This window comes from Streptomyces sp. NPDC026394, from assembly GCF_055567735.1.
In genome coordinates, this window is record NZ_JBVHPX010000038.1 from 19,079 (window position 1) to 32,446 (window position 13,368).

6 protein-coding genes and 1 pseudogene are annotated in these 13,368 nt (G+C 70.8%); 6 read left to right on the plus strand and 1 reads right to left on the minus strand.

Annotation, left to right across the window (positions count from 1 at the left end; all coding sequences use genetic code 11):
* The first annotated feature begins 2 nt into the window (after nt 1-2).
* The 6 genes and pseudogenes from ACZ4QV_RS40510 to ACZ4QV_RS40535 all read left to right on the plus strand — a co-directional run bounded on the left by ACZ4QV_RS40510 (nt 3) and on the right by ACZ4QV_RS40535 (nt 11,112).
* A complete protein-coding gene (locus ACZ4QV_RS40510; protein ID WP_331786455.1) occupies nt 3-1,835 on the plus strand; it encodes a coiled-coil domain-containing protein in 1,833 nt (610 codons plus the stop codon).
* A 77-nt stretch (nt 1,836-1,912) separates the two neighbouring features.
* A complete protein-coding gene (locus ACZ4QV_RS40515; protein WP_467764351.1) occupies nt 1,913-4,159 on the plus strand; it encodes a hypothetical protein in 2,247 nt (748 codons plus the stop codon).
* A gap of 243 nt (nt 4,160-4,402) precedes the next feature.
* Nucleotides 4,403-5,710: pseudogene (locus tag ACZ4QV_RS40520) on the plus strand (helicase associated domain-containing protein); the annotation flags it as partial.
* 809 nt (nt 5,711-6,519) lie between these two features.
* Nucleotides 6,520-7,887, plus strand: coding sequence for a DNA-binding protein (locus ACZ4QV_RS40525; RefSeq protein WP_467764371.1), 1,368 nt, complete (start codon nt 6,520-6,522; stop codon nt 7,885-7,887).
* Nucleotides 7,888-8,032: 145 nt separating this feature from the next.
* Entirely contained in the window at nt 8,033-8,971 is a 939-nt protein-coding gene (locus tag ACZ4QV_RS40530; protein ID WP_467764352.1) for a TnsA-like heteromeric transposase endonuclease subunit, read from the plus strand.
* Entirely contained in the window at nt 8,968-11,112 is a 2,145-nt protein-coding gene (locus ACZ4QV_RS40535; protein ID WP_467764353.1) for a Mu transposase C-terminal domain-containing protein, read from the plus strand. Before ACZ4QV_RS40530 ends, ACZ4QV_RS40535 begins: the two co-directional genes overlap by 4 nt.
* Before the next feature lie 943 nt (nt 11,113-12,055).
* Here ACZ4QV_RS40535 and ACZ4QV_RS40540 read toward each other — a convergent pair.
* Entirely contained in the window at nt 12,056-13,273 is a 1,218-nt protein-coding gene (locus ACZ4QV_RS40540) for an IS110 family RNA-guided transposase (protein WP_467764354.1), read from the minus strand.
* Nucleotides 13,274-13,368 lie beyond the last annotated feature (95 nt).

Sequence of the window (13,368 nt, forward strand, 5' to 3'; positions counted from 1 at the left end):
GCGTGGGACCGCTGATCAGCATCACGAAGCTACGGTTTCTGCTCCAGGACGACATCTGGCGCGAGCGGCGCCTGTCCGCACCGGTGTGCGCCGTGACCGGACCGATCGGTTCCGGAACCTCTACCGCACTGGAATGCCTCTTCTACGTACTCGGGCTGAGCAAAGGCGACGTGGCCGAGATGCCGCCCATGACCGCCTGCAAGGAACTGCACCTGCTGTGCATCATCAGCGGCGTCCCCTGGACCATCACCCGTGCCCCAGCCTCGGGGAACGTCGTCTTCCGCGAGGCCCGCGACGGGGGCATCGTCAAACCGTTCCCCCTCACCGGCAGGAGCGGCAAGCCTTGCGCGGGCGACTTCGTACTCGAGCTCCTCGGCATCCCCCGCGCCCAGCGCAGCGGTGCCCGCCTCGGCCTGCCTCAGCTCATGCGTGCGATGTACCTGCAGGAAGGCACCATCTCCACGCACTTGTTCGGCGGTCTGAGCACCGAGGAACGCAAGCTGGTGTTCGATGTGCTGCTCGGACTGCGCGACGAGGAACTCACACGCCTCGAGGACGCGTACACGGAAGCAGACCGCGCCCATGCCGCGCCGTCACGGCTGCTGAGCCAGCTCACCAAGCGCCGCGCCGAGCGCGGCCTGGACCATCCCGACCTTGTCCTGGCCGAACAGAGCCGCAAACAAGACGAGTTGGAAACCGCCCGCAAAACGGCCCAGGACTACCAGGAGCAGCTCAGCGACATCGCCGCGCAGCGCGGCCGCCTCGAGCTGGCCGTGGGCCAGGCCCGCCAGCAGGAGAAGACTGCTCGTAAGGCCGCCGAGAAGGCCCAGCAGGAGGCCGAGCAGGCAGCCACTGAACTCGCCGGGGCACGCGGGTACCTGCGTGGCCTCAAGCACCGCGCCGCCCGGCGTACCCACTGCAGCGAGTGCCGGCAGGAACTTCCCGCCCGGCCGGCCGGGCACTGCTGTCAGTGCGGGCAGCCCCTCGCCGACAGCGAAGGCGGTATGCGTCAAGACGAGCTGGACGAGGCCCAGGCCCGCATCGACCTGGCAGCCCTGACGGCCAGCCAGCGGCGCGGCCACTATGCCCATGCCGTTCAGCTGGCCCGGCAGGCCGAGGAGAAGACACAGCAGACGGAAGCCGATCTGGCCCGGCACGAGCGTGACCAGTGGAAGCCGCACCACCAGCGCACCCTCGACGCCGAAAACCGGATCAACTACCTCGCCGGCGAGATCGCCCAGCTGCAGGAGCGGCTCAAGGAGATCCAGCTCCTGATCGACCTCACTGCCCAGGTGGAACCGCTCAAACAAGCACGTACCAAGGCCCGCGAAGCACTCGACGCCGCCCGGAGGGAACGCGACACCCGACGCAAGGACCGCATCCTGCTGTGGTCTCAGCACCTGCTCAAGCACGCACGCGCCATCCTGCCCGGCGTGGACCAGGCGCATATCGACCCCGACAGCTACACCACCGTGATCGGGCACAAGCGCTTCGACATCTGCAGCGTCGCCGGCGGCGAGCGCATCCTGCACAACGTGTGCGCCCTGCTCGCCCTCCAGGACGTCGCACACGAGGTACCCGACACCCTCATCCCACCGCTGCTCGTCATCGACTGCCCCGGCTACGGAAGCGAGACCAACGACCTCGACCGCACCACCGCCACCCGCCTGATCACCCAGATCCTCGGCCAGGCCCACGACGACCGCACCCAGACCCTGCTCGCCGCCCAATCGCTGCCCGCACAAGACACTGCCACTGGCGTACGCCGCATCCCCCTTACCCACGAGCACCGCTTCTTCGACCACGCGCCCCACAGCACCGACCAAGGCGCCTGAAGGACATCCGCAGAATGCCGGACACTGGTGTCAGCGGCAGGAGTTAGGCTCCAGCATCCGCAACTGAAGGGGATGCGATGCGAGACACCCGGCTGACATCAGACGTTCCGCTCGGCCCGTTCGAAGGCGCGGCAATGACGGTGTGGTCGGCTCCCGGTACGAAAGCCAAAATCCATGCCTCACCGTCGTGTGCGTCCCTGCGCTCCGCTCGCGCGGCCCAGAAGGAGATCAGACTCGAGGCCGCAACGATCGACCGCATGTGCCCCCAGTGCACGGCATACGGCAGGTGGGCCCGCCCGGGCACCAGCCTGGGCATCTTCCTCGATGCCATGACAGGCCCGGGGCTGCCGTATGAACTGCACTGCTACACCGCAGCGGACGAGGACACCTACAGCGACGACGAAGTCGACCAGGCAGCAGCGCTGCTCCACACCACCCCGCACAACGACCCGCAGCCCGCAGACAACGAACCCACATCCCCCAAGGACCTGGACGAGGAGGCCGAGAAGGCAGAGGAATCCGCCTGGGAACAACGCCAGGATGCCCAGCATCTGCGGGAGTCCGTCTTCAGCCAATGGCGCGCGGCCGTCACCAGCATGCACCGCGCCCACACGGCACTGGACCTGTTTCCCTGGCTGAGGCCCTGGGCCGCTCCCCAGGTACAGCGCAAGAATGACCACCTCGAGACACTGCGTGCTCAAGCCGCACAGCTGGTCGCCCGGGAAGCCCTCGAGACGGCGGCCGCTGCATCGGCCCTGGACCCCGCCCTACCCGCCGATGACCCGGCCTTCGCCCCGCTGGGCACACCCGCCCAAGCGAAGGCTCAACTAACGAAACTGTGGCAGCGATGGCGCTGCGGGGCAGAAGCAAGCTGGGAGCATCCGCGTGAGCACGGCTACCTGACCCACTATCTGACGGACGAGATAGGCGGCCGCCGCAAAGGACGCCAGCAGATGCTGGACCGAGCGCAGCACTTGCTGGCCCAATGGACGGCTGACGCCCAGGCGCACGCAACCGACGTGCGCGAAGAGAAGACCCTGGCAGCGCAGCTTCCCGAACACGGCCTCCGGAGCAGCCGCGCTCGCGACTCCCTCCTGGACCGCGTCGACCAGTGGGAGCTCGCGGTCCTTGCCTCGTACCTCGTCACCACCGACTGGACGACGCGCACCCTCACCCTGCGAGTCCCTGACACTGTGGCCACACAGCTGATGTCCCACCACTCCACACCGGACTACACCGAGGAGCAGGACCCACCTGCTCCCCCGCCCGCCGGCGAAACGCCTTTGCGCCCAGGGATATTCGACGACACCCCGGTCAGCGGCCGGCACCCCGTGACCGCGGCCGCTCTGCGGGCACTGCGCAGCACGACCATGAACCCGGACCAGTTGTACCTCGTCTTCTCGGCCGAGACGGGAGCGGACGTCGTCCCGCTGAACGTCCTGGAGCAACGCTGCACCGCAGGCTGGCAGGGCGTCATCATCGCCGGCGCCAGCGACCTTCCCGACGCGCTCTTCGACAAAGGCGCACCAGTGCACGACGAAAGAGACGAGCACGGCAGCGTGTGGCTGCCGCACGTGGACGATCCCCACGCCGAAGAATTCGGCCGCCACCTGGGCCTCGCCGAAGGACGACGAGTCTGCATCCGCCTGACCTACGCCCAACGGGACGTAGATCACACCCTGCGTACACTTGCCCTGGCCCGGTCCGTGACCGACCTTCGCACCCTGGACAGTGACGGATACGACGAGCACGGCAATCCACTCAGGCCCGTTCCGAACGCGGTCTGGCACGGCCTGCTGGCTATGGACCAGCTAGACCTGCAGCCCTTCACACCAGACACAGAAAAAGGATGGCGCCGCGGCTCAGGGCTCCCCCTAGGCATCCTCGCCACCGTACAGGCCTACACCACCGACGCCCGAGGCCTCTACCAAGGCCGCGCACACTCCCCCGGCTGCACCCACCGCAGAGCCGACCGCGGCATCCACTCGGACGACGAACTGGTCACCATCGAAGAACTCCACACCAACGAACACTTCGACCCGTGCAGCAAATGCGGCGGCTACGCCATCCGCCGCCTCACCAACACCCAAATCGCCTACTACCAGGCGGCCCACCAACTTCACGACCTCACACAACACAGCCACCGCACAGCCTCGCACCCAACCGACACAGCCGAGGAACCAGCAGCAGTCCTGGACAAACTCGACGATCACGAAACCGTCCGGACCTGGCTTCCTTCACCAGACCAAGCCCGCCACTGGCACCAGCACATCACCCACCTCCGCCGCACACTGCAAGACCCACACACTCATAACCGTCGCTGAGCAGAAAATCCACCCCGATACCACCGCCAAGGGACACAACTCCGCCCAGCCACAAAACGTCTCAATGAACCTGCTCCTCCCTCTCACACACTGCATCCCCACAGCTCACAGCCCTGCGCACACGCCACAACACACCCCAAAGCTGAAACTCACCAGGCAGTCCACCCTTCTCACAAAATGCATCCCTGCAGGTCATAGCTATCTTCTAGAAGCAACCGGCTGCAGAATCACTGAGACGACACACCCGTCTTCCTGGAGCCCGGCGAAGACCCGACCGACATGGTCGCCAGCGCCAGCTTCCGCCCGCTCGTAGCCGTCCTCCAGGGCCTGCGCTCCCACGACGAGCGCATGGTCGAACAGCTCGCCTCCCGCGCGCTCACCAGCGGCAAGCGCAAGGTCCACATCCAGCGCGACGAGGACGGGCGGATCGTCGGGGCCGGCGGCGCCAGCGACGGCGACGACCAGGAGCAGGACGACACCGACGCCGCTGCCGAGTCCGCGCTGCTGCACTTCTCCAGCCCGCGCGACACCGCGACCATCGCCGCTTTCCTGCGGACCCGGGTCTACCGGCCCGAGACCCTCGTGTGGCTGACGGGCTACCAGGCCCTCATCCGCTGGCGGAAGGAGAACCAGATCACCGGCATCTACACCGTGCCCTACGACGTCGAGGTCGAGGTCGGCGTCACGAAGGATTTTCCCCTCGGCCGCTGGATGCACCAGCAGCGCAAGGCCCTGCGGGCCGGGGAACTGGAGGAGCGGCGCAAGACGCTGCTGGACGCGCCGGAGGCCGGAATGGTCTGGGAGCCGGGCGAGGAGGCGTGGGAGAACAAGCTCGCCGCGCTCCGGTCCTACCGGCGGGCCACCGGACACCTTGCTCCGCGTCAGGACGCGGTGTGGGGCGAGGGCGAAACGATGGTGCCCGTAGGACAGCACATGGCCAACCTCCGGCGGAAGGGCGGCCTCGGGAAGGACCCGAAGCGGGCCGCTGCCCGCGCGGAGCAGCTGACCGCGATCGACCCGGACTGGAACTGCCCCTGGCCGCTCAACTGGCAGCGGCACTACCGCGTCCTCGCCCACCTCGTCGACACCGACGGCCACCTGCCCTACATCGCGCCGGACGTCGTCTACGACGGCGACGACATCGGCACCTGGAGGTGGCGGCAGCAGGAGCCAGGCACCTGGGCACAGCTCCTGCCCGAACAGCGCGAGCGGCTGACCGCGCTGGGCGTGCGGGGCGCCACCCTCCCCCTGACTGCCGCTGCCCCGACAGAGCTTGCTCCGGCGCCGGCCGACACGGCCAAGGGGCCGAGGAAGGCAGGGGGCAAGGCTGAGGCGGCTTTCCAGCGGGGCCTGACGGCCCTGACGCAGTGGGTGGAACGGGAAGGGCAGCGGCCCGTCCCGCGTGGCGCCGTCGTGGAGATCACGGTCGAAGGCGAGGCGGAGCCAGTGCCGGTGAAGCTGGGGGTCTGGCTTTCGAACACCAAGTCGAGGCGGGACAAGCTCACCGCGGAGCAGCGCGCCGCCCTCGCCGCGCTGGGCATGGACTGGGCGGGCGCGGTCCCTGCCGCCGAGGCCGTCCAGGAGTCGCCAGCCCCGGAGTTGCCCGCGCCGCCGGCCGCCCCGGCGAAGCGACCGGTGCGGGAGGGAGCACCATGAGGAGTGTGACGAGGAGCTGTACGAGGGCGGGAACTGCACCTGCTGGTCCATCAAGCGGTTCGGGCCGCCCTCCGAGCGCGAAAGCTACTGGGACAACCTCTGACCGCTCCCCCGCCGCCGTGAGACTCCGGCCCCGCCGACAGGGCCCGGGGTCTCGTACGTCAGCCGCGCGGCGGCCAGCTGCTACCGGTGGCGCGGGATGGTGGCTGGGGCGGGCGCAGCCTGGCTGTCTCCGCCACGCGCAGCAGGTGCGCACAGTCGCCTGGCGCGGCGAGCAGCTCCTGGTCACAGAAGATCCGGCAGGAAGCAGGTCCGGCGGTCCTCCTGGACCTGCCGCAGCGCCTGGGCAGGGTGCTGTGGGCCGGTTGCGGAAGCTGCTGGACGGGCCGGGGGTCGGGCCGGCGCAGGGGTGCCGGCGGCCGTCCTGTGGGAGGCTGCTGCGGCCGAAGCATGAATGAATTAACCGATTTTACTAATCAAACCGGCCCCGGCTTCAGATCTGCAGCGGACGGCTGCTTGCCCCGGCCGGCTGCCGCCTCGCCCTGCCACGGCAGCAGGCCGCGGCGTACGCGGCCGGAGAACTGCAGTGCTGGTGGGCAGCGGACGGTGGCCGACGGCTTCGCGAGAAGGGGGACACATCAGTGGGAGCCATCGCCGGAGTGGTCCACGTGGGCCGACCGCGGGGCGCTGGGGTCTTGCGCATCGTGCCCTTGGCCGGGGAGACGACAGCGTCGCTGATCGCTCGTGTCGCCGCCGGCTACGGGCTGGAGAGCAGAGCGCTGCTGTCCGCCTGGCGGTGGCTCAACCACCGGCCGCGGCATGACGGCGGTGCGCCGCGGGCGGATGCGGAGGTGCTGCTGAACGCGCCGGGGCGGCGGATGCTGGCCGGCATGTGCGGGGTGGACCCGCAGGTGCTGGCGCGGGCGTTGCCGTCGTGGGGGTGGGAGGATGCCAAGCTCGCCACGGGCGGGGTCGGGGAGCCGCGGGCAGTGTGGCGGGTGGGTGGTGCGGTGGTGGGGCCGGTGGCGTTCGGGTGCCGGTTGTGCGTGGCGCGGCGGACCGGCGCCCCGGTGACGGCGGTGCGCTACGTGCCGCGGTGGGATCGGGTGTGTGTGCGGCACGGGCGGTGGGGCCTGGATGCGGATGCTGATCAGCGGCTGGAGTATCTGGACGTGCGCGGTGTGCCGGAAGTGGCCGCGGCGCAGCGGCGGTGGGCCGGTGTGGCGCGGCGGGCGGTGCGCGCCGGAGCCGGACCGGAGCGGGTGTTCGCGCTGGCGCAGGCGGTGGTCGCCCGGTGGTGGGAGCAGGCCCTGGGGTGGGAGCGGGAGACGACCTGGCCGCGGCGCCTGCACCAGGTCGCGGGTGGCGACGCCGGCGGTGACCTGGAACGGTGGCGGATCGTGGGGCGGGACGCGGTCGTCTTCCCTGAAGTGGTGGCCATGGCCGCCGCACTGCTGGACCCGGCCATGGCCGAGCTGGTGTGGGCAGACAGCGGCGCCGGACGACCGCGGGCGCTGCCCGCCGACGGGGCGTTCTGCCGGGTGCTGGGCGAACGGATGGGCCGGCCATGGCTGGGAGCGGTGATCGCGGTCGACCACGGTGGGCCGTTGCTCGCCTGGATGGGCAGCGTCATCCGTCTTCGCCGCGGCGCCGGCGGTCCGCCCGGGTACGACAACGACCCCTGGTGGCTGCGGCGGGAGCACCAGCCCGCGTCGATGGCCGCCCATCTGCGGGTGCTGGGCAAGGAGAAGAAGGCGCCCGGTTCGGGGACGATGTGGCGGGCTGCGGTGCCCGCCGAGCAGCGCATGATGATCAGTAGTCTCGTCGATGGCGCCCAGGAACAGCTCATCCAGACGCGCAGGGCGCAGACCGGTGCGAGTGCGGAGGCGGCCCGGTCTTTGCTGCGTTGTCTCAGCCACGGCGCCGCTCTGCTCGACCAGGCCCTGCAGCGCACCGTTGTGGCGGCCGTGAACGCCGGAGTGCCGCCGCAGGACGTAGTCCAGTGGGCGAAGCTGCCCCCCGGTGCTCTGGCGGACGCGCTCAAGGCGTACCGGGACGCGGAAGACGGATAGGCGTCGGCCCGCCCGGAAGTGACGGGCCAGGAGTAGCTGCGGGGTGTGGTGCGCCGGTGCCCGGCGGTACCGCATCAGGCGGCGCCGGGATGCCGGAACAGCGAAACCGCTCCGGACGGCTGCCGGGCTGGGTTGGGTGGGCCGAGTGAGCGGAACGAGCGCGGCGGTCGGATCCGGCGGCAAGCCGGGACGGGCGAAGGTGGGGGCAGGGTTCGAGGCGGTCTTCCGCGATCCGGCCGGGCAGGCGGTGCAGCAGCGGTGGTCGGACGCCGCCCTCGCGGTTGCCTTCGAGGACCTCGATCCCGTCGCGTCCTTCCCGGTCGTGCCGGGCCGGCGGTGGGGGCCGGGCCTGTGGTGGTCGGCCACCACAGGCCGGCACGTGGCCTGCGGCTCGAATGCGATGCGCGCCCAGTTGATGGTGCTGGACCGCGATCCGCAGGTGGTAGGTCTGTCCGGGCGACCGGTGCGGCTGCTGTGGCGCAATTCCCGTGGGCAGGTGCGCTCGTGGGTGCCGCAGTTGTTCGTCCGCCACGCCGACGGCAGCGCGCTGCTGGCCGACTGTCCCAGCCACCCGCAGGCGGGCGGGGAGCGGGCGCAGCAGGCCGCCACGGCCATGACGGCCGCGTGCGCACCGGTAGGCTTCGCCTACCGGCGTCTGCAGCGGCTGGATGACACGCTGGCGGCCAATGTGAGGTGGCTGGCCGGCTACCGCCACCCCCGCAACCGTGGCCGGCCGGGTCTGATGACCGCGGTCTGCGAGGTGTTCACCCGGCCGCGGCCGCTCATCGAGGGCGTCGAAGCGGCTGGTGACCCGATCGAGGTTCTTCCCGTCGTCTTCCACGCGTTGTGGCACGGCCGTCTGAGGGTCCCGCTGGATGCGCCGCTGCACGAACGTGTCCTGGTCAGCCTCGGCGCCCCGCACAGGGGCGGGGGCGCCGCCGGTCCGCCGGGCGGCGACGCCGACCGTGGTGCCGACGGGGCGTTCGGGGACGCCCTCGGCACAGAGATGCCCGGCGGTGCGGGGGTCGTCCGCGGTGGCACGCCGCGGGGCGAAGCGGACCGCCCGGACGGCGGCGTCCGGTGAGCCGGGCGCGGCCCGGCGGGCGGCCGGTGGTGGCGGTCGGCGCGCAGGTTTGCTTCCGTGGCCGGCGCTGGCAGGTGGTGGGCCTGGCCGGGCAGCACGTCCACCTGAGCGACGAGGAGAGCAGCGAAGCTGTGCTCGCCGGGCATCTGTTCGCCGATCCCGGCTTCGCGGTGCTGGGCACCGAAGTGCCGCAGGCGGTGCCGCAGTGGGGCCTGTTCCAGACCGCGCCCGAGGCCGCGCGCCAAAAGGCGCTGGCCTGGCAGCGGCACATCCGCGAAGTGGAGTGCGGCTCACCCGAGGGGCCCGGCAGTAGCGCGGTGATGCGGGAGCAGTACGATCCCGGGCGGTTCACGCTGGCCGAGCGGGAGGCGGCCAAGGCCGAGGAGCTGACCGCGCTCGGTTTCGGCCGGGTCACCCGCTCCACGGTGCAGCGCATGCGCCTGGCCTACCGCAAGCAGGGCCTGTGGGGCCTGGTCGACCACCGCACCACCCGCAGCCCCAGCCCTACCGGGCGCGCCGACGAGCGGGTCGTCGCCGCCGTCCGTGAGGCGCTGCGCCGCCAGCGCGGCCGCTCCAGGGGCACCATCGGCGCCCTGATCCCGCAGATCGGCCGCATCCTCGCCGACCGGCACGGTGCCGGCACGGTGCCGCTGCCGGGACGGTCCACGCTGTACCGGCTCATCCGCGCCGTCGCCGCCCCCGGCGACCTGCCCCACGCCCCTGCCCGCCCGCTGGCCGCCGACGGACGGGCACTGGTTCCCACCGTCGCGCTGCGTCCGGGCGAGCAGGTGCAGATCGACACCACCCGCCTGGACATCCTCGCCCGGTTCGAGGACGGCACCCTGGGCCGGCCCGAACTGACCACCGCCGTCGACGTCGCCTCCCGCGCCATCGTGGCCGCTGTGCTGCGCCCGGCCGGCACGCAGGCCGTGGACGCCGCCCTGCTGCTGGCGGAGATGGCCGTCCCCCACCCCGTGCGCCCCACCTGGCCCGATGCCCTGCGCCTGGACCACGCTGATGTGTTGCCGCACGCACGGCTGCTGACCGTCGACGAACGTCTGGACGGCGCGGCCGCCCGGCCGGTCGTGGTCCCCGAGACGATCGTCGTCGACCGCGGCAAAATCTTCCTCTCCCAGACGTTCATCGCCGCCTGCGAGACCCTCGGGATCAGCGTGCAGCCCGCCCCGCCCCACGCCCCCACCGCCAAGGGCATCGTGGAGCGCACCTTCGGCTCGATCAACGCGCTGTTTTGCCAGCACGTGGCCGGCTACACCGGCTCCGACGTCACCCGCCGCGGCCGCACCGCCGAGACCGAGGCCTGCTTCAGCGTCCCGCAGCTGCAGGACCTGCTGGACGAGTGGCTCATCCACTACCACCACCGGCCCCACAACGGCCTGCGCCATCCCCTGCTGCCCAAGACGGCGCTGTCACCGAACCAGATGTGGGCCGCGCTGATCGCCGTCGCCGGTTACGTGCCCGTCCCGCTGAGCGGCCACGACTACCTGGAACTGCTGCCGATGCGCTGGCAGACCATCACCGAGCACGGCATCCGCGTGCAGCACCGTACCTACGACCACGACGTCCTGGGCCCCTACCGCCGCCAGCCCTCCCCCCACGCAGCCCGCGGCGGCAAGTGGGAGATCCACCACAACCCCCACGACGCCCGCCAGATCTGGGTCCGCCTGCCCCACGGCCGGCTCGTGGAGATCCCCTGGATCCACCGCGACCACACCCACCACCCGTTCAACGAACGCACCTGGCAGTACGTGCAAAGCATCACCGCCCGCCGCACCGACCCCGCCACCCACGAAGCCGACCTCGCCGACGCCCTCGACCAACTCCAGCGCCGCGCCCGCACCGGCAGCACCACCCGCACCGAACAGGCCCTCCTGGCCCGCACCGCGCCCGCCCGCACCCCCACCCCCTCACCGCACCCCAGCCGGCCGACAACACCGAGCACACCGGCCACTCGACCGCGCAGGCCCCGCGCGACAGCATCGACGACCTTGACGACTGGGCCGATGACACCGACCCCACCGAACACCCCGACCCCACGCACGGCAACACAGAGGAAACCGCAGACGAGGTCCCGGAGGCGCCCGCCCTCCCCTACACCGGGCTCGGCCTCTACGACGCCCTAGCAGAAGCGGACACCTGGTGACCCCACCCACCCGCCGCTCCCCACACACCGACCCGCCTGCCAAAGGCCGCACCACCGGCACTGGTGCGGACACCCCCTGGGCCGACACCACCACCGAGGTGCAGACGGAGATTGCCTGGCCGGTGACCACCTGGCAGGGCTGGCACCGCTTCGCCACCACCGAGCCCCCACCCCGCCCCAGCCCGGCCAGGCGCCCCGCAGCCGCGAGCAGCGCCTGGCCGGGCTGGGGCGGGGTGGGGGCTCGGTGCAGGCCGCATCCAACCGGTCGTACGGCCAGACGTTGAAGCACGTGAAGTCCGTGCACCAGGAGTCGAAGCCCTCGGTGGGTCGCGCGCGTGACTTGAGGGTGCCGCCGTGCTCAGGGCACACGCCCCACGGCACGGTGCAGCAGGTCGGGTCGGCGGCGGTGCTCCGCAGGGCCTGGGCGTAGAGCGCAGCGGTGGCGCTGTCGGTGGTCACCCCGGGGATTTTTCCGCACCCGCCCGCCCTCCCGCGTAAGGATTCGCCACGGTCACCTGAATCGGCTTGCCGCTGCGGGCTGTAGTCGGTTCAGGAGGGGTGTCACGTTGATCGGCGCGAGGCCCGAAGCCGGGGTTCGGGCCCGTGATTCCGGGCTGAACGGAGAGCGTGACAGCCGGATCAGGGGCGCGTGACACCCCAGGCGTGACAGCGTGACAGTCACTCCTAGTGATCGCAGGTACGGGTGTCCCCCAGCTGCCTCCCAGCTCACTAGCCACCCCTCAGCAACATGTCTGCCTGGGCAAACAGTCCCCCATTCCTCCAGACATCACAGTCATTCCAGGCATTTCAGGCCCCAGTCCCCCAGGTCCTCACAGGTCTGTCCCCCAGGTACTGGGGGGGTGCCTCTATGTCTTCCGTCAAGGCATCCCTGTCGGGTTTGGGGTGGTTCAGGGTTGCTGGGGTTATGCGGCGAGCTCGACGTCTTTCGGTGTCCGGGATTCGTAGAAGGTGCCGTCGCGGAGCATGGCGAACAGGACGCTGATGCGTTGGCGGGCGAGATGGAGGAGGGCTTGAGTGTGGGTCTTGCCGCGGGCTCGCTGACGGTCGTAGTAGGTGCGGGAGGCGGGGTCGGCGTTTATGCAGGCGAAGGCGGACAGGAACATCGCCCGTTTGAGCTGCCGGTTGCCGCCTCGGGGTGCGTGTTCACCGTGGATCGAGGTGCCGGACGACTTCGTGGTCGGGGCGAGTCCGGCGTAGGAGGCGAGGTGGGCGGCGGTGGGGAAGCTGGTGCCGTCGCCGACGGTGACCAGCAGGACGGCGGCGGTCCTGACGCCGACGCCGGGCATCGACGTCAGGACCGGGGAAAGAGGGTGGGCCTCCAGCAGGGTGTTGATCTGGGTTTCCATCGCCCGGCGCTGGGTGTGGACGGCGGCCAGGGAGGCGGCCAGAGAGGGGATGACGATGTCGAGGGTGCCGGTGCCGGGGACGATCACGGTCTGTTCGTCGAGTGCGTCGAAGACCTCGTCGATCAGCCGCTGGGCCATGCGCGGGGCCTTGGGTCGGATGAGTTCGGCGAGTCTGCGGCGGCCGGCCTTGCGCAGGGCGGCCGGAGAGCCGTAGCGCTCCAGCAGCCAGGTCACGGCCTGGTGGTCCAGGCGCGGGCCCAGGACACGCTCCAGGCTGGGGTGGAACTGGGTGAGCAGGCCGCGGATCCGGTTGAAGGTGCGGGTGGCCTCGGCCGCGAGGTCCTGGTCGAAGCCGACGAGGACCGTGAGTTCGGCGGTGATCTCGTCGGTCAGATGAAGGGAGCGCAGGGTGTGCGGCATGGTGCGGGCCGCGTCCGCGATCACCGCGGCGTCCTTCGCGTCGGTCTTGGCCTCGCCGGGGTAGAGATCGGCGATCCGGCGCATGGCCAGTCCGGGCAGGTAGGCCACCTGGCAGCCCGCGTCGCGGGCGACGGTCAGCGGCAGGGCGCCGATCGAGGCGGGCTGGTCCACGACCACGAGGACGGTGCCGAACTTGCCGCGCAGCTTGTCGAAGACGGCCCGCAGCCTGGGCTCGCTGTTGGGCAGCGGCTTGTCGAAGACCTTCTTCCCGGCCGGGGTGAGTCCGTGGCCGTGGTGGGCACTCTTGCCGACGTCCAGGCCCAGGAACACGCCCACGTCTTCCATCTCGAACATTGTGCCCCTTCCCAAGGGGTGTTGACGGTGCCGGCCCCGGCTCGGGTGTCGTGCTCGCGCATCCACGTTATGCAGACCTGCCGTCCGCGAACTGT

Bases quoted from the DNA above. Each gene is read 5' to 3' on its own strand.
- ACZ4QV_RS40515 (WP_467764351.1), top strand. From the start codon at position 1,913: ATGCGAGACACCCGGCTGACATCAGACGTTCCGCTCGGCCCGTTCGAA.
- ACZ4QV_RS40540 (WP_467764354.1), bottom strand. From the start codon at position 13,273: ATGTTCGAGATGGAAGACGTGGGCGTGTTCCTGGGCCTGGACGTCGGC.